Origin of the sequence: Bradyrhizobium sp. BRP56, assembly GCF_020194035.1 — a bacterium.
GTDB lineage: Bacteria > Pseudomonadota > Alphaproteobacteria > Rhizobiales > Xanthobacteraceae > Bradyrhizobium > Bradyrhizobium australafricanum.
In genome coordinates this window covers 34,540-52,132 of the sequence record NZ_JADYVV010000070.1, presented here as the reverse complement: position 1 = coordinate 52,132, position 17,593 = coordinate 34,540, and the positions used below count along the sequence as shown (strand labels likewise).

General features: G+C 65.5%; 13 protein-coding genes and 1 pseudogene. 5 read left to right on the top strand and 9 right to left on the bottom strand.

Translation table 11 applies throughout. The annotated features are described in order from the left end of the window. Window positions 1–330: 330 nt before the first annotated feature. Window positions 331–1,743 (bottom strand): NAD(P)/FAD-dependent oxidoreductase, encoded by a 1,413-nt coding sequence (locus I6F38_RS35080; protein WP_225163639.1) that lies wholly within the window; start codon window positions 1,741–1,743, stop codon window positions 331–333. Between the two features lie 199 nt (window positions 1,744–1,942). On the opposite strand from I6F38_RS35080, the gene I6F38_RS35075 reads away from it, so the two are divergent. After that, window positions 1,943–2,824: a YiiX/YebB-like N1pC/P60 family cysteine hydrolase gene (locus I6F38_RS35075; protein WP_225163638.1), complete on the top strand. Its 882-nt coding sequence runs from the start codon at window positions 1,943–1,945 to the stop codon at window positions 2,822–2,824. Window positions 2,825–2,827: 3 nt separating this feature from the next. On the opposite strand, the gene I6F38_RS35070 is transcribed toward I6F38_RS35075, so the two are convergent. Beyond that, window positions 2,828–4,918, bottom strand: coding sequence for a TonB-dependent receptor (locus tag I6F38_RS35070; RefSeq protein WP_225163643.1), 2,091 nt, complete (start codon window positions 4,916–4,918; stop codon window positions 2,828–2,830). 261 nt (window positions 4,919–5,179) lie between these two features. On the opposite strand from I6F38_RS35070, the gene nikR reads away from it, so the two are divergent. Then, window positions 5,180–5,617 (top strand): nickel-responsive transcriptional regulator NikR, encoded by a 438-nt coding sequence (gene nikR, locus I6F38_RS35065; protein ID WP_225163637.1) that lies wholly within the window; start codon window positions 5,180–5,182, stop codon window positions 5,615–5,617. 112 nt (window positions 5,618–5,729) lie between these two features. On the opposite strand, the gene I6F38_RS35060 is transcribed toward nikR, so the two are convergent. Together I6F38_RS35060 and I6F38_RS35055 are read right to left on the bottom strand one after the other, a co-directional pair. Next, on the bottom strand, window positions 5,730–6,677 hold the full coding sequence (locus I6F38_RS35060) for a hydroxymethylglutaryl-CoA lyase (RefSeq protein ID WP_225163636.1): 948 nt from the start codon (window positions 6,675–6,677) through the stop codon (window positions 5,730–5,732). Between the two features lie 7 nt (window positions 6,678–6,684). After that, the gene (locus tag I6F38_RS35055; RefSeq protein WP_225163635.1) at window positions 6,685–7,854 is read right to left on the bottom strand and encodes a CoA transferase; all 1,170 of its coding nucleotides are present in this window, start codon (window positions 7,852–7,854) and stop codon (window positions 6,685–6,687) included. A 192-nt stretch (window positions 7,855–8,046) separates the two neighbouring features. Here I6F38_RS35055 and I6F38_RS35050 point away from each other — a divergent pair, with 192 nt between their 5' ends. From I6F38_RS35050 to I6F38_RS35040, 3 genes are all read left to right on the top strand, one after another. Beyond that, window positions 8,047–8,970, top strand: coding sequence for a LysR family transcriptional regulator (locus tag I6F38_RS35050; RefSeq protein ID WP_225163634.1), 924 nt, complete (start codon window positions 8,047–8,049; stop codon window positions 8,968–8,970). A gap of 350 nt (window positions 8,971–9,320) precedes the next feature. Beyond that, on the top strand, window positions 9,321–10,733 hold the full coding sequence (locus I6F38_RS35045) for an MFS transporter (RefSeq protein WP_225163633.1): 1,413 nt from the start codon (window positions 9,321–9,323) through the stop codon (window positions 10,731–10,733). 104 nt (window positions 10,734–10,837) lie between these two features. Then, window positions 10,838–11,590 carry a sulfate transporter family protein gene (locus I6F38_RS35040; protein WP_225163632.1) on the top strand — a complete coding sequence of 251 codons (753 nt, stop codon included), beginning with the start codon at window positions 10,838–10,840 and terminating at the stop codon, window positions 11,588–11,590. Here the strand turns inward: I6F38_RS35040 and I6F38_RS35035 are convergent. The 5 genes and pseudogenes from I6F38_RS35035 to I6F38_RS35015 all read right to left on the bottom strand — a co-directional run bounded on the left by I6F38_RS35035 (window position 11,587) and on the right by I6F38_RS35015 (window position 17,577). After that, window positions 11,587–13,055, bottom strand: a pseudogene (locus I6F38_RS35035) (DHA2 family efflux MFS transporter permease subunit). The gene I6F38_RS35040 and the pseudogene I6F38_RS35035 overlap by 4 nt on opposite strands. Before the next feature lie 59 nt (window positions 13,056–13,114). Then, window positions 13,115–13,627, bottom strand: a complete 513-nt coding sequence (locus I6F38_RS35030) for an isoprenylcysteine carboxylmethyltransferase family protein (protein WP_225163631.1) — start codon at window positions 13,625–13,627, stop codon at window positions 13,115–13,117. Further along, the gene (locus I6F38_RS35025) at window positions 13,624–14,676 is read right to left on the bottom strand and encodes a type III polyketide synthase (RefSeq protein WP_225163642.1); all 1,053 of its coding nucleotides are present in this window, start codon (window positions 14,674–14,676) and stop codon (window positions 13,624–13,626) included. Before I6F38_RS35025 ends, I6F38_RS35030 begins: the two co-directional genes overlap by 4 nt. Before the next feature lie 140 nt (window positions 14,677–14,816). Then, complete coding sequence (locus tag I6F38_RS35020; protein ID WP_225163630.1) at window positions 14,817–16,445, bottom strand: MFS transporter; 1,629 nt, start codon at window positions 16,443–16,445, stop codon at window positions 14,817–14,819. Further along, window positions 16,432–17,577 (bottom strand): HlyD family secretion protein, encoded by a 1,146-nt coding sequence (locus tag I6F38_RS35015; RefSeq protein WP_225163629.1) that lies wholly within the window; start codon window positions 17,575–17,577, stop codon window positions 16,432–16,434. Before I6F38_RS35015 ends, I6F38_RS35020 begins: the two co-directional genes overlap by 14 nt. Window positions 17,578–17,593: the final 16 nt, after the last annotated feature.

Below are 17,593 nucleotides of genomic sequence, written 5' to 3'. Positions count from 1 at the left end.
GGCGCGCGTCTTCGGCGTCGTCGTGGCGTTCGCGTGCAGGCTCAGTTCCATGACCCGAGGTGCTCCCTGACAAAGGCCACGCCTCGTTCTACACCGATTCCATCAAACCAATCAGCAGGGACCAAACACGAACGCAGGGACCCATAACCACGAATGGTTATTGCTGCACGATGGTGAACGACGAGTCCCGATCACAACGTCTGCTGCGACGTATGGGTCCCTGCTTTCGCAGGGACGACATCTGTTGTGCGGCAGCACTCGCCACCAAATCAAATCATCGCACACACGACGGTAAGGCCGGCCGCGCTCAACCGTCACCTCACCCAGCCATCAATTCATCGCCCCGGAGCGAGGCGACGTGCGGCGCTTGTGTTTTGCGGCGGGCGCTGCGGGCGCCGGTGTCGCTTCCTTCACCCCGCCGATCCTGCGCAGCGCGGCGTCGGCGGCGCGCTCGCCGCTATCCCAGGCGCCGTCGATCGTGCCCCACAGCGTTTCATGGGTGGCCTCGCCCGCGAGATACATGGCGCCGATCGGCTCGGCCAGGATGCGGCGCGAGAATTGTGCGCCGGGCGCAGCGGCCGACATCGCGCCCATGATGAAGGGCTGTGCATTCCAGCGCGTCGCATTGGTCTTCTTGACGGCGGCGCCGACCTCGCTGCCATAGAGCTTGGTCAGCCATTCCACCGCGAAAGCCGACATCGCCTGCTCGCCCTGCGCCGACAGGTCGCGGCCGAACGAGCCTGCGACGTCGATCGTGCACAGCGAGGAGCCTGCGATATTGCCGTAGAGCAGCGCCGTCTTGGTCGAATTGCTCTGCTCGATGATGACGTCATCGCGCGACAGCCCGAGCGGATTGCCCGGGATATGCAGCGCGATGCGATCGTAGCTGCCGAGGCTGAGCTTGGCGGCGGCATCGAGCGGCCGCTTCGGAAACTCCGGCGCGAATTTGATGTTGCCGCTCGCAAGCACGTTGCTCGACACCGTGACGATGGCGGCACGCGCGGTGATCTTGCCGGAGGGCGTCTCGACCATGACGTCGCGATTGCTCCACAGGATACGCTGCGCCGGCGTCGACAGCGCCAGCGGCAGTCCCTCACCGAGCTTTGCGATCAGCGCCCCGAGCCCCTGCCGGCAGGCGATCGCGGTGTTGCGATCCTGCGCGCGCACCTTGTCGACGGCGGAAAGATCCTTCAGATCCTTGCCGCAGAAATTGGGCCCGAGCAGGAATTCCGCAGTGCCGGCCCAATCGCCGAGGTCCTTCGGCATGGCAGCGGCGCAGGCGATATCGGCCTTGCGCGCAGCGTCGTCGATCGCGCGATTGGCGCGCACCAGCGCCGCCAAGAACTCCTCGGTCTCGCCGGGACGGGCGTAGCGCCGGCCGATGCGAATCTTCTGCCCCGCAGGCGCCGTGACGATGTCGAGGCCCGCGGAGCGGGCCAGCCGGATCATCGGATTGGTCTCGGGATTGTGCATCCAGCGCGCGCCGCGGTCGAACGGCACACCGAATGTCGACGCGTCGGTCTGGCAGCGACCGCCGACCTGGCCAGCCGCCTCCACCACGATCACCTTGCGGTTGGCGGCAACGATCCGTCGCGCCGCGGCAATGCCTGCGGCACCCGCGCCGATCACGACGATGTCGGCCTCGCGCGGCGGCGGCTGCGCGGCAAGAACCCGGCCGCCCAGCGCAGGCACCAGCGCGAAAGCTGCGGACGCCGACAGGAAATCGCGGCGGGTCACTGTCATGACATAGCTTCTGGCATGGTTTCCGGGGACTTGCGGAGAACGGGAACGCTTCGCGAACTGTGCCGCATCTCACCGACTGCAGCAACCATCATGGTAAATCAATCATGATTGATCCGCCGATGGCATGAACTAAATTGCAACAGCTTGCGACCATGATTAAGTGAAACACAAGCGGTCATAGAACCGCTGGGGGGAATCCATGGGCGTAATGCTCGATACCGTCGGTAAATGGATCGCGGGGTACCTGCAGAAGGAAGTCCCCGGCTACGAGCCGTTCACGCCGAGCGACCCGGACCATCTGCGGAGCATCATGCAGCCCGGCGACGTGCTGCTGGTCGAAGGCAACAACCGGATTTCCGGCATCATCAAATACCTCACGCAGTCGACCTGGTCGCACGCCGCGCTGTTTGTCGGACCGATCGACGGCGCGTTCGAGCCTGACGGCGAACAGCATGTGCTGATCGAGGCCAATATCGGCGAAGGCGTGACCTCCGCGCCGCTGTCGAAATATCTCGCTTACCACACCCGCCTCTGCCGTCCGGTCGGCCTGTCGTTCGAGGACCGCACCACGGTGTGCCGCTACGCCATCAACCGCATCGGCTTCGGCTACGACACCAAGAACATCGTCGATCTCGCGCGCTATCTGTTTCCGCTGCCGATCCCGCAGCGCTGGCGCCGCCGCATGATCGCGTTCGGCTCCGGCGATCCGACCAAGATCATCTGCTCGGCGCTGATCGCGCAGGCGTTCGACGCCGTGCGCTATCCGATCCTGCCCAAGATCACGCGCGCCGCCAGCCGCAAGGCGCGCCGCGAGATCCTGCATATCCGCGATTCCTCGCTCTACATGCCGCGCGACTTCGACATCTCGCCCTATTTCGAAGTCGTCAAACCCACCATCGTGCACGGTTTCGACTACACGGCCCTGCACTGGGCCGACAAGCAGAAGCCGCTCCAGGAGGTGGCGGGCGAATTCGGTGTGTTTCCAGAACGTAAGTCGCCGCCGCTTGTTCCTGAAGCGACTGACGAAGAGACGGCGCTTCCGGCTGCGGAAATGACCGCAGAAAATCGCGCGCCGGTGTGACGATCAGAATGTTGCCGCAAGCGTCAGCCGGACGGCAAGCGGCTCGGCAGGATGCACATGGCGCTCGGCGACGCCGTCGATCGGTTCGCCCGGCAGCCGCGACAGATAGTAGTATTCGATCTGGTTGGTTTGCGCGTTGAAGAGATTGAGGACGTCGAGCTGCAGCCGCATCCCGTTGTCGAATTTGTAGCCGGCGCGGGCGTTGACGATGAACGACGACAACGAGCGCACGCTGTCATCCTCGATCAGCGGGCGCGGGCCGAAATAGCGGGCGCGCAGGCCGCCGAACCAGCCGGTCTCGCGGCCGAAGGTGACGCCGCCACTGGCGATCCACGCCGGCGCACCCGGAATGAAATTGCCGACCGGATCGTCATCCGTGAAGCGGGCGCGGGTATAGGCGAGGTCGAAATCGAGGCTCACCCACGGCAGGAGCTTGTACTGGTTGGTCCACTCGACGCCGACTCTCCGGCTCGGCCGGCTCGGCTCGGTGGTGCCGGCATCGCCGACGAACAGCAGCTCGGAATCGAAGTCGAGCACAAACACCGATAGCGACGAAGTGAGGCCGTCGATCGCCTTGGTGCGGACGCCGAGCTCGGCGCCCTTCGAGCGCACCAGCAGCGGCACGCGATCGAGCGGCGTGACCTTGTCATTGGGATCGACGGTGATGGTCGCGCCGCGGATGTCGTTGGAATGCAGGCCGAAGCCGGCATTGCCGTAGAACTCGGTCCTGGACCAGGGGCCGAGCACGATGCCGGCCTTCGGGCTCGTCATCGCCGCCTGCGCGTTGCCGGAATTCTGCGGCGTGTCGCTCAGCACATGGCCGGCGAAATAATCCTCGCGGATGCCGACCGTGGTGCGCAGCCAGTCGGTCCAACGCGCGGTGGTATCGGCCCACAGCGCGACGCTGCCCTCCTGCACCTGGTCGTTGCGCACGGTGGACAGGATCTCGCGCTGCACGGTCTTGAACAGGCCGACATTGATGTCGTCGTAGCGGGTCTGCACGCCGACCCGGGTCTGCGTATCGACGCCGGCGAAACGAAGGTCGAAGGCATGGCTGGCGTCGAGGCCATAGACGGTGCGCCTGTCGGTCTGGCTGAACTGGTCGCCGTTGACGGGGTCGTCGAGGAAATAGGTGAAGTTGTTGTCAAGCTGCAGCGAGGAGCGGATCACAAAGGCGTTGAGCTTGCTCTGCCCGTAGTCGCTGGACTGCGCCCAATTGCCGGACAGGCTGAAGCGGCTGGCGGTGCCGCCATCGGTCGGATCGAGCGTGCCATAACGGCCGATCAGGCCCTGGTCGATCGCACGTTGCGCGACCTGGTCGGTCGAATTCCAGCCATTGGAATAGGCCATCGCGGTCAGCGAGAAGCCGTCGGTCGCGGTGCCCTGGCTGTAGCGCAGTACGCCGTTCAGCTTGCGAATGTCGTCGGGCACGTCCCATGGGCCATTGTATTTGTTGGCCTCGAAGGCTGCGAGCAGCGTGCCGTCGCCGGCCTTGGCCGAGCTGGCTGCCATCGCGCGCTGATAGCCGAAGCTGCCAACCGTCAGCTCGGCGATGTTCTTCGGCAGCGCGTTCAGATAATTGATGTCGACCGCGCCGGCGGAAGCGAAGTCGCCCTTGTCCGCGTAGTATGGACCCTTGCGGACGTCCATCGACCGGATCAGCTCCGGGATCAGGAAATTGATGTCAGCATAGCCCTGGCCATGACCATGGGTCGGCATGTTGACCGGCATGCCGTCGACGGTGATGGCGAGGTCAGTGCCGTGATCGAGATTGAAGCCGCGCAGAAAATATTGATTGGCTTTGCCCTCGCCGGAATGCTGGGTGATGATCAGGCCTGGCACCGCCTCCAGAACTTCGCCGACGCGCGAGACCGGCCGCGCATTCACCTCGTCGCCGCTGATCTGCCGCGCGCTGGCGGCGGTCGGTTGCAGATCGGACGCGGACACGGTCGCCGAGCCGCCGGTGATTCCGTCGCTCGCAGCGGTGGGCTGGCTCGGTTGGAGCGCTACGGGCTTGCGGCCGCCGCCGGCGACTTGGCGCGGACGCTGGGACGGTCTGGCGTGCCTGGGTGGCGCCTGGTCCGGCGACGTCACAGTCACCGGCGGCAACTGGCCGGGCACGGTGGCGACCGTCTGCGCTTCGGCGGCCGGCGCGAAAGCTGCAATGGAGGCGGCGGCGGGAAATATCCGCCATGCAGTACGACGCAACGCCCATGCCCCCGCATGATACCTGTTACAGTCACGCGACGACCGCACCAGTCCAACCAACCCCGGCAAAGCGACGCTAGCAAGCACAGTATGACGTTACAAGAAAAATGTCATACCGCCAGGCAATCGAGCCACCACGGATAATCCATGCAACGTATCACCATCACCATCGAGGATGATCTGCTCGCGGAGATCGACGCCGCCGCCGAGGCGCGCGGCTATCAAAACCGCTCCGAGATCATCCGCGATCTCGCACGCGCCGGCTTGCAGCAGAGCGCGGAGAACACGCCGTCAGGGCAATGCGTCGCGGCGCTGGTCTATGTCTACGATCACGCCGCGCGCGACCTGTCAAAGCGGCTGGTGCAGAATTTCCACGGCCATCACGACCTGTCGCTGGCGACGCTGCATGTGCATCTCGACGACGACAGCTGCATGGAGGTGACGGCGCTGAAGGGCGCCAGCAGCGAGGTCCGGCATCTCGCCGATCACATCATCGCCGAGCGCGGTGTGCGTTACGGTCGCGTCGTGATGATCCCGACCGCTCCGGAGAAGAAGCCGCGCAAGCGGGGGCACGGGCACGATTGAGAGCGTGTCGTCTCGTAGCCCGGATGGAGCGCAGCGAAATCCGGGAAGCTCCGTCCGCGGGCGCAAGGCCCCGGATTTCGCTTCGCTCCATCCGGGCTACGCAACGAATACGCTATGCCGCCCTCGCCTTGGTGCCACGCGGCAGGCCGGCGCGGGCGAGGCCACCATAGAGCGCCTCGTTCGGCATCTCCGATTTCAGGATCGCGCGCACCTCGACCAGGCGATCGAGATCGATGCCGGTCGGAAATCCCTTGCTCTCGCAGAGAAAGACGAGGTCCTCGAACACGACATTGCCGGTGGCTCCCGGCGCGAACGGGCAGCCGCCGAGGCCGCCGAGCGAGCCGTCGAGCACGCGGGCGCCCTCGTCGAGCGCGGCGGAAGCATTCGCGATGCCCATGCCGCGGGTGTCATGCAGATGCACGCACACCGGCTTCGATCCCGCGATCTTCACCGCGCCCCGCGTCAGTTCGCCGACCTGCTTCGGCCCGGCATAACCCACCGTGTCCGCAATCGCGACCATGTCGACGCCGACCTCGTAGAGCTTCTCGGTGAGGCGCAGCACTTCGTTTGGATCGACCGGACCGACAATCGAGCAGCCCAGTGCCATCGAGATCGCGGCATTGACCAGCGGCTTGTGCGCGCTGGCATCGCGCAGCTCGCAGAGCCGCTTGATGTTCCCGATCGCCGATTCGCGCGAGCGGTTGGCATTGGCCTGGCTGTGCTCCTCGGTCGCCGACACCACCGAGGCGATCTCACCGACGCCGGAGGCCAGCGCCTCGTTGACGCCGCGCTCGTTCAGCGCCAGCGCAATGCCATGCGCCCCGGGCAGCGCGGCGATGGTGGCGACCACGTCGCGGACATCGACGAATTGCGGGAAGGTCTTGGCCGGCAGGAACGAGCCGACCTCGAAATGCCGGACGCCGGCGGCGTATTCGTCGCGCACCCAGCGCTGTTTCGCCGCGGTCGACGGGAACGTCTTCACGAGCTGCAGGCCGTCGCGCAGGCCGACTTCGCGCAGGCTCACCTTGTCGCTCGGATAGATATCGTGGACGCGGGTCATGTCAGCCTCACGCAGCGTTTCCGGTTGATGAAATTGTCTGTTGTGCGAGCTCGGCGCGCACCGCTTCGGTATCGGCGCCGAGCACCGGCACCTTCAGACCTTCGCCGATATTGCGGCCGTTCCATTCGAGCGGCAGCGCGGGGACGCGGAACGGCTTGCCGTCGGCGTTCACGTTGTTGACCAGCCCGCCGGGACGCAGCACATGCGGATCCCCGAGCAGATCCTCCGGCCGGTTGATCGGCGAGAAGCAGATATTGAGCGCATCGAGCCTCGCCGAGAGGTCCGCCACGTTCCAGTCCTTGATCACCGCGGCAACGCGCGGAATGATCCGGTCACGCGCCATGATGCGGTCCGTGGTCGAACGCAGCGTCGGATCGTCAGCGAATTCCGTGAGGCCGAACTCGCGGCAGAAGCTCTGCCAATGACCTTCGGTGACGACGCCGATGAAGATGCGATCGCCGCCGGCGGTATCGAAGATGTCGTAGATCGGCCAGGCATGCTCGCGTTCCGGCATCGAGCGCGGCTTGCGTCCGGTCATCTCGTACTCGACCATGTGCTGGGCGACCAGGAACAGGCAGTTCTCGAACAGGCCGATGCGGATGTCGGCGCCGCCTTTGTTGCCGCCACGCTTCTGATAGAGCGCGGCGAGGATCGAGATCACCCCGAACATGCCGCCCATGATGTCGTTGGCGGAGGACCCGACGCGCTGCGGCTTGTCGCGCGTGCCGGTCATCGCCGCGAGCCCCGACATCATCTGCACGACTTCGTCGAGCGCCGGGCGATGATCGTAGGGGCCGGAGAGAAAGCCCTTGTGGCCGGCGATGATCAGCTGCGGATATTTTTGGCGAAGCTCCTCGGCGCCGAGCCCCTGCTTGTCGAGCTGACCATCGCGGAAATTCTCCAGGAACACGTCGGCGCTGGCGAGCAGCCGGTGCATCGTGTCGCGGTCCTCGGGCTTGGCGAAGTCGAGCACGACGCTGCGCTTGCCGCGGTTGAACAGCGGGAAGAACGACACCCCCATGCCGCCGAGCGAACGGGTCTTGTCGCCGGCGGGCGGTTCGACCTTGATCACCTCGGCGCCGAGTTGCGCCAGGATCATGCCGCAGGTCGGCCCCATCACCATGTGGGTCATCTCGACGACCCTCACACCTTCCAGCGGCAGTCCGTTCCCGGTCATCGGTTTCTCCGTGCTCGTTGCGCTCTTGTTCTGACGCGTTTCTTCACGCGAACCGGTCCCCATCCCGCATCAAGTGCGGGAAGGCCCCGCTCGAAAACGCTTTGTGATCGGCGCAGGTTAGGCTTCCGCACGCTATCTGAAAAATATAATCTGTCGAATAGTGTATTCGTGGTTCTAGAACGCTGAACCGTCATGGATTCGCGCCAGCTTCGCTATTTCATCGCAGTTTACGAGCAGCGCAACCTGTCGCGGGCCGCGGACCAGGCCAACGTCGCGCAATCCGCGCTCAGCCACCACATCGCCAATCTCGAGGCGGAATTCGCGACGCCGCTGTTCGAGCGCAAGCCGCGCGGCATGGAACCGACCGCGGCGGGCGAGCGGCTCTATGAACATGCCCGCATCATCCTGCGCGCGATGGCGGCGGCCGAGCGCGAGATCAAGGAAGGCGCCAGCGTGATCGCCGGCGACATCTCGATCGGCATGGCCAATTCCGGGATGAAGGCGATCGGCGTGCCGCTGATGCGCACCGTGCTGACGAAATATCCGAACCTGAAGCTGTCGCTCACCGAGAGTCTCTCCGGCGCGACGCTGCTGCATCTGCTGAGTTCCGAGGTCGACCTCGCGCTGGTCTACAACCCGCCGTCGGAAAAGGACCTGATCGCCGAGCCGATGCTGGAGGAACAGATGTTCTGCGTCGGCACCGAGAAGCTGATCGGCAAGAAAACGCCGATTCCCTTCGAGGAGGTGACGCGGCTGCCGCTGATCCTTCTGCGGTACGGACTATCGGCGCGCGCGCTGCTGGATGACCCCGTGCTGCTGAAGCGGCTCGAGGCCAATGCGATCATGCATCTCAACTCGACCAGCGGCATGATCGGCGCGCTGACCGCGGGCTTGGGCTGCACGATCGCGACGACGCATTTCGTCAGCGAGCCGTTGAAGGCACGACTGCTGGTCGCGCGCGAAGTCATCGAACCAAAACTGACCCGCACGCTCTATCTTTGCCGCTTGCGCAATCGCCCGATGACTTACGTCATGGAGGAGATGTGCCGCCTGATCCGCGCCCTGATCGCAGACCAGGTGGGCCGCGGCGCCTGGGAAGCAACGCTGCTGATCTGAATGTATGACCCAGTGGTTGCATAGCAGGTTCGGTGTCGTCCCTGCCTAGTGCGCAATTGCGCACGGGAGCAGGGACCCATAACCACCGAACCGCAAAGTTGCGCACCAATGGGACGACGAGTCCCTTTCATGATACCCGCCGCGGAGTATGGGTCCCTGCTTTCGCAGGGACGACAGTTGAACAAGCTGTTTGACAGGTGAATCAAAGCAACCCTTCCCCCAGAGTTCGAAAATATCGAACGATTCCTTCGATATGTTCGTCTGGATTTCTGGCTTCCGGTTGCCAAACATGCGCGACCGGCACGCCTTCGCAAGAAGGGCGGCCGTTGCACCATTCGGGGAGGACCATCATGAGCGCCGTCGAACTCGGCTCGGTCGCCGATCTCGCCAACACGACAAGCGGACCCGACGAGATTTCGCGACGGCTCGAGGCGCTGCCCACCTCCTTGTATGTCTGGCGGCTGGTGATCTTGCTTTCGCTCGGCGGCTGCTTCGAAATCTACGACCTGTTCTTCACTGGCTATATCGCGCCGGGCCTTGCCCGCAGCGGATTGATGACCACGACGACGCAGGCGTTCTTCGGCTTCTCCGGGATCGGCGCCTTCGTCGCGGCGACCTTCGCCGGCCTGTTCGTCGGCACGTTCTGCCTCGGCTTCCTCGCCGATCGCTTCGGGCGCAAGGCGGTCTTCACCTGGTCGCTGCTGTTCTACAGCGCAGCATCCGTGATCATGGCGTGCCAGACCACACCCGGCGGCCTGCTGCTGTGGCGATTCATCGCCGGGATCGGGATCGGCATCGAGGTCATCACCATCGACGCCTACATCACCGAGCTGGTGCCGAGCTGGATGCGCGGCCGGGCGTTTGCGATCAACCAGGCGGTGATGCTGTCGGCAGTGCCTGTTGTCGCCGCACTTGCTTGGTGGCTGGTGCCGCTCTCGCCTCACGGCATCGACGGCTGGCGCTGGGTGGTGCTGATCGGCGCCGCCGCCAGCATGATCATCTGGGTGCTGCGGCTCTACGTTCCGGAAAGCCCGCTCTGGCTGGCCCGCCATGGCCGCGCCGCCGAGGCCGAGCAGATCATGCGAACACTCGAGGCCGCATCGCCTGCGGCTGCGCCGCGCCCCGCTGCCACGGCGGCGATGGTGCCGGCACGTGCGCCGGCCGAGACCGGCTATGCCGACCTGTTCAGGCCGCCCTACGTCTCGCTCGTCGTGCTGTTCATGATCTTCAATCTCTGCCAGGCGTTCGGCGTCTACGGCTTCTCCAACTGGGTTCCGGCGCTGCTGGTGCAAAAGGGCATCAACGTCACCAAGAGCCTGCAATATTCCTTCATCATCGCCTTCGCCTATCCGCTCGCGCCGCTCCTGGCCGCAACCTTCGCCGACCGCTTCGAGCGCAAATGGATCATCTGCGGCGCGGCCGCGGCGATCTCGGTGTTCGGCCTCGCCTTCTCGCAGCTCACCGAGCCGGTGCTGCTGATCGCCAGCGGCGTGCTAGTGACGGGGGCCAACATGACGCTGTCCTACGCCTATCACGCCTACCAGACCGAGGTGTTCCCGACCGCGATCCGGGCGCGCGCCGCGGGCCTCGTCTATTCGATGAGCCGGCTCAGCGCGACCTTCTCCGGCTTCATCGTGGCGTTCATGCTGAAGGAGGCCGGCGTCGGCGGCGTGTTCGGGCTGATCACCGCGGCGATGGTCATCGTGATCATTGCCATCGGTGTCTGGGGACCGAACGTCCGCGGCAGGCCGCTCGACGCCTAGAGCAATTCACTCGAAAACGCTCGCACCGCGGCACAAACGGCACTTGCCGAAGCCATATTGGGTGTCTACCTCTCGCGGGTCATTTGTGCAGAGGTAACCCAGTCATGTTCGCCGCCGCCGTCAAGGCGCTTTCGCAAATCCTGTCGCCGCCGATGCGCTCGATCCTGTGGCGCTCGATCGGGCTCGCGCTGGTGCTGATCACCGTGCTGGCGATCGGATTGCAGCGGCTGCTGAGCTGGTTTGCCGACACCGGCGAGGTCTGGGCCGAAGGCATGCTCGGCCCCAGCTTCCATTCCACGCTGCACGTGCTGTCCTGGATCGTCTCGATCTCGGCGGGCCTTGGCGTCGTGCTCGGCGGCATCTTCCTGATGCCCGCGATCACCTCGCTGGTGGCGAGCCTGTTTGTCGACGACGTCGCCGACCATGTCGAGCGCGAGCATTATCCGGCCGATCATCCCGGGGTGGCGCTGCCGGTCACGCTCGCGACGATCGAGGGCGTCAAGACCGCGCTGCTGACGATCCTGGTCTATCTGGTCGCGCTGCCGTTCGTGCTGTTCGCGGGCGCGGGCTTCATCATCTTCTTCCTCGCGACCGCCTGGCTGCTCGGCCGCGAGTATTTCGAGCTTGCGGCGATGCGGTTCCGCTCGCCTGATGACGCCAAGGCGATGCGTAAGGAGAACGCGGCGACAGTCTTTACCGCGGGCCTGTTCATCGCGGCCTTCGTCTCGATCCCGATCGTCAATCTGGCGACGCCGCTGTTCGGCATGGCCTTCATGGTGCATATGTACAAGCGGCTGTCGGGCCCGCGGCGCGAGCTGATCGAACCGGCGCGGCGAACCAACGTGTCCTCGGTCTAAGTGTTATCCGGAAGCTCGGGCAGCGATGTCGGCACCCGATCGCTTGCGAAGGGCACGAGCAGCAGTCCGACGATCGCCACGCAGGCGAGCATCGCCCATGCCTCGTTCGCGGTGAGTGCGAGCGAGGCCCGTTCGACCAACGGCCGGATGAACGCCACCGTGGCATCGTCCGGCAGACCCGGCGGCCGGTCGATCAGCAACTTCGGATCGAGCCCGATCGCCTGCGCCGCGGTGACATCCCCCGCCAGCAGGCGCACGCGGAAATCCTCGCCATAGATCGGGCTTCGCCCGCGCCGCCCAGGTTGCGCATCAGATTGAACAGTCCGCTGGCGTCGGCAATTTCCGCCTCCGGCAGCGCGCCCAGCGCAATGCGCGTCGGCGGCAGCAGACAGAACATGATCGCGACGCCGCGCACGACCTGCGGCCAGAACATCTCGCCAAAATCCGCCGTGCGCGGCTGAATGGCGCTCCAGCCGAGGCCGAGCGCGAACAAGGCGAAGCCCGCACCGGTCAACCGCCGCGCGCCGACGCGGCTTTCCAGGCTCGCCGCAAGCGGCGCGGCGACGAGCTGCGCAACCCCCGTGACCAGCATGATCGTGCCGATCTCGAAGGCGTCATGGCGGCGGACGAAACCGAGGAAGACCGGCATCAGATAGGTCGATCCATACAGGGCAATGCCGAGGCAAAAGCTCAGTGCGCAACCGATCGCGAACGGACGCCGCTTGAAGAGCGTCAATTGCGCGATCGGGTAGGTCGCGCGGAGCGTGCGCCGGATCAGCAGCGCCAACCCGGCAATGCTTCCGATGAGCAGGCCGAGGCAAGGCATCGAGGCCCAACCGCGTTGCGGCGCTTCCTTCAGACCAATCATGAAGCTTGCGAGTGTCGCTGCGAGCAGGACAAGCGACCATTTATCCAGCCTGGAGAACGCGCGAAGCTGCACGCCTTCCTTCGGAAGCAGCAACGGCGTGACCGAGGCTGCCACCGTTCCCGGAACCAGATTGATCAGGAACAGCCATGGCCACGACCAGGTCTGCGTGATCCAGCCGCCGACGACGGGTCCGACGGTCGGCGCGAGCACCGCGACGACGCCGCCGATCGTGGTGGCCACCGGATGAAGCCGCGCCGGAAACAGCGTGAACACGGCGGAGAACACTGCGGGGATCAGGACGCCGCCGGAAAATCCCTGCAGCACGCGAAACGCCAGCAGCGCCGCAAAACCGCCGCTGAGGGCGCAGCCGACGGACGCGACAGTGAACAGGCTCACCGCAAGCGCGAACAGCCACCGCAATGACAGCGCATGCGTGAGCAGGCCGGTCAGCGGGATCGCGATGACTTCCGCGATCAGATAGGCGGTCTGGATCCAGCTCATCGCCGCCGGCGAGATCGCAAGCGCGCGCTGGATCGTCGGCAACGAGGTTGCGACGACCTGGATGTCGAGAATCGCCATGAACATGCCGAAGCACATCAGGAGGAAGCCGGCCCAGGTTGCGGCCGATGGGCCGTCGGTTCGGTGATCCGCCTTGCTCATGGCGTGCTTGTGCGTGGCCAGTCGGAAACGGAGAGCGCGCGGTTCTCGACCCGAATCCGGACCGCAAGCACCGCGAGATTGAGGAGAGTAAAGATCAGCGCCAATCGCGGCAGGTGCAGCGCGAGGGGTAGCAGCGCGATTTCACCGACCACGACGGCGTAGTTTGGATGCGGGAAATATCGGTACGGCCCGGATGCGACCAGCGGCGCGCCCGGCAGCACGACGATTCGCGTGGTCCATCGCGGCCCCAGCGCGACGAGGATCCATATCCGCAAGCCTTGCAGCACCAGGAAACCCGCCAGCGCGGCCAGATTGACGTCCTGGTCGCGGCCCCAGATCCACAGCGCGGTCAGCCAGCCGGCGTGAACCAGGACAATGAGCGGGTAGTGATTGGCGCCGACCTCGACCGCGCCTCGTGCGAGAAGCCGCTCGGTGTTGCGACGTGACAGCACGAGTTCGCCGAGACGCTGCAGCGTGACCAGCGCGAGGATGACCGACGCGAAGCTCACGCCGCGTGCCTGAGCGCAACGCAGCTGAGCGTGAAGCCCGGCCCGAGCGCCGTGAGCAGCGAGCGCGGCGGCAATCCCTTGGCGCAGGCTCGTTCGAGAACAAAGAGAACCGTCGGGCCCGACATGTTGCCGCAAGCCGCGATGACGTCGCGTTCGTGATCGAGCGTGCCCTGATCGAGCGCGAGTGCCCGCTCCAGCGCGGCAATGACCTTGGCGCCGCCGGGATGGCAGAGGAAGCGGTCGATATCATCGGCGGTCAGCTGCATCCGCGCCAGGATTTCGGCGACGGCCGGCCCAACATGGTCGCGGACGAAATCCGGAATGGTTCGCTGGAAGACCACGCCGAATCCTTCCGGATCGACCGTCCAGCCCATGATGTCGAGCGTATCCGGCCACAGCTTTTCGCCCGTCGCCTCGATCCGTGTCGCACCACCGTCGCCGGCGCGCAGCACGATCGCGGCCGCGCCATCGCCGAACAGGCTGGCCGCAACGATATTTGCCTTGGTGAGCTCGTCATGCCGGACCGCGAGCGTGCAGAGCTCGAGCGCAACCAGCAGCACGTTCACCCCCGGCCGCGCTTCGGCCAGCCGCGCCGCGATCGACAGGCCGGACACGCCGCCCGCGCAGCCCAGGCCGAACACCGGCACGCGCGACACATCCGTCCGCAGACCGAGCTTGCCGGCGACGCGCGCCTCCAGCGTCGGCGTGGCTATCCCCGTCGAGCACACCGTGACCACGATATCGATGTCCCTGCAGGTCAGGTCGGCGCGCGCAATCGCCTTGCGGGCCACGTCGACGTACAGCGTCTCCGCGCCCTCCAGGAACGCCAGCGTTCGCTCCGGCCAGCCGCGCCGTTCGAGATACCATTCGATCGGCTTGACGCCGTAGCGATGCTGGATGCCGGTGTTGGCGAACAGGCTGGAGAGCGTCTCGAATTCGGCATAGCGGTCGGCGAGGAGATTGCGCGCGGCCTGCAGGACCTGTCCCTGATGGAATAGATGCGGTGGAACCGCCGTCGCCAGGGAAACAAGCGCGGCCGTCTGCTTCATCTCGATCATCGTGGCTCCAATTCCCCCGCTCTTGGAACCGCGCGATGAGCAAAATATTTCAACACGCCTGCGACATAGCGCGAGCGCCGTATTCACTATAAATTGACCCAGCGGCGATATCCGCGCCGCCTCTTCGCAAATCAGGAAGCGGTGGCGCCCAGCCTGCGCATCACGCTCTTCACCAAGCCAAGCGGCGCCGGCGACAACGGGCCCTGCGGCGCGCGCGTGATGAAGGCGACCAGGACCAGCGCCAGGATCGCGAGCCAGAAGCACAGCCAGAAGCCGTCGATATAGGCGAGCGTGTTGGCCTCGCGCTGCACCAGCGCCGCCAGCGTGCCGACGGCGCGCCCGGTCGCTGTCCCGATGCCGTGGCCGAAAAATTCACCTGCCAGTCGCTTGAGCAGGTTCACGACGTCGATATCGCCGTTCTGGACGTGCTGTCCGAGATAGTTCGAATGGATCTGCTCGCGGACCCGCAGCCAGGTCCCCATCAGCGCGACGCCGATCTCGGCGCCGCCGAGGCGCATGATCTGGATATAGGCCGCGAACGCCGTCGCCCGCGACGGATCGGAATTCGACAGCGCCATGATGATGATCGGCAGCAGCGTGAACGCCTGCCCGATCGATGTGAGCAGGACGATGCCGACGAAGTCCTCGCGCGCCCAGACGTGGCTCAGCTGCGTGCCCCAGAGATTGGCGGCCGCGAACGCCGAGAAGCCGAGCACCACGACGATGCGCGGATCGAGGTGGCGCAGCAGCAGGATCGAGATCGGCACCAGCACGAACATCGGCAGCGCGCCGTAGGTGAACAGCAGCACGCCCGACTGCTCCGGCCGCAGCGCGCCGACGGTGCCGAGGAAGTTCGGCACCAGCGACGAATTCGACAGGCTGGTCAGTGTGTACAGCAGGATGACGACCAGCGAGAGCCCGATGTTGCGCGAGAACAGCACGTTGAAATGCGCCCACGGCCGGCGCGCGATCATTTCGTTGATCATGAAGGCGACGATCAGCAGCCCGCCGCCGATCAAGAGCGCCATCACTGTGCCCGACGACAGCCAGTCCAACCGGTTGCCCTGATCGAGCCCGGCATAGACCATCGACACCCCGGCGCCGAGCAGCAGCATGCCGCCCCAATCGGCATGGTGCAGCAGGTCGCGATTGACGGGTTCTTTCGGAGTGCCGAGATACACCATCAGCCCCATCAGCGGCGCGATCACCACGCCCTGCCAATACAGCCACTGCCAGCCGAGGTGCTCGACATAGAAACCGACCAGCGAGCTTGACGAGTCGAGCGCGAAGCCGACGCGGATCGAGTACATCGCGATCGCCGGCAGCCACCATCGGATCGGCAAATTGCGCAGGATGATCATCAGCGTCGCCGGCACGAAGGTGCCGAGCAGCATGCCGTGGGCGATGCTGAGCGCGATCAGCGTCGTGTAGTCGCGCACGAACGGAATGGTCAGCGAGACCACGGCATAGACCAGGCTCGGAATGCCGAGCACGCGGCGCAGGCCGAACACGGTGGCAAGCCAGGCCACCGCAGGCGCGACGAAGATCTGCGAGCCGATGGCAGCCGTCGAGAGCCAGGCACCCTCGTCGAAGCTGAGCGAGAACGCGCCGCGCAGATCGGGCAGGCCGACCGAGGTCAGTCGGCTGTCGAAATTCGCCAGGAACGCGCCGAGCAGCACGGCGACGACCGCGAACAGCGGATAGCGCGCAACGTCGCCGCGCGAGACCGGACCACGGTCGCGGTCATCACTTTCCGCCATTGGCGACCGCCTCGCCGATGTCGATCCGCGTGACGACCGACATGCCCGGCAGCAGGCGCTCGAGCAATGGCTGGCCCTTGTCGAACTGAATCCGCACCGGAATGCGCTGCACCACCTTGGTGAAATTGCCGGTGGCGTTATCGGGCGGCAGCAGCGCGAATTGCGATCCGCTCGCCGGTGCGATACGCTCGACGACGCCGCGCAGCTTTTGGCCCGCGAACGTATCCACGGTGACCTCGACCGGCTGGCCCGGCTTGACGTTGGTCAGCTGGGTCTCCTTGTAGTTGGCGATCACATAGACGTTCGGCAGCGGCACGACATTGATCAGATTGGCGCCGATGTTGACGTAGTCGCCCGGCTGCACCTGGCGCTCGCCGGTGACGCCGTCGAACGGCGCGACGATCTTGGTGTAGCCAAGCTTGAGCTTGGCCGATGCCAGCAGCGCCTTGGCGGCGTCGAGGTCGGCGGCACGCTGCTTCTTGGTACCTTGCAGGACCTCGAGCTGATGGCGCTGCGCCGCGATGACGGCGCGGCTGGCGCGCACGTCGGCCTCCGCCTTGGCGTAGGATGCGGTCGCCTGCTCGAGCCGCTGCCGCGTGCCCGCGTCGGTTTGCGACAGCGACTGCTGACGCTCTTCCTCCTGGCGTGCCAGGGTCTGCTGCGCCTCCGCGGACAGCCGCGCAGCTTCGGCCTGCGCGATGGTCGCATATTGCAGCTCGACCTGGTTGTTGAGGTTGTCCAGCACGGCCTGCGCACCGACCACGCCGGCCTCGGCCTGCGCCACCTGCGCCTGGTAATCGGCGGGATCGATCTGCACCAAGAGATCGCCGGCCTTGACGCGCTGGAAATCGGAGACGGCGACGGTGAGCACCTCGCCGGACACGCGGCTGGAGAGCTGGGTCAATTCGGCGCGCACATAGGCATCATTGGTGGTCTGGATCGTGGCGCTGCCAACCCAGGCATCCCAGCGACTGGTCGCCACCGCGACGAACACCAGCGCGACGAGCACGGCAAACAGCGGAATCGCGAAACGGCTCCAGAAGCCGCTTGCCGAAGGTTGCGGCTTGGCAGGCGCCGCTGCAGTCGCGGTCTGGCTGGCGGGTGACGGACCATCTTCAACCTGCTCTGCCACACCACACTCCTCAAGC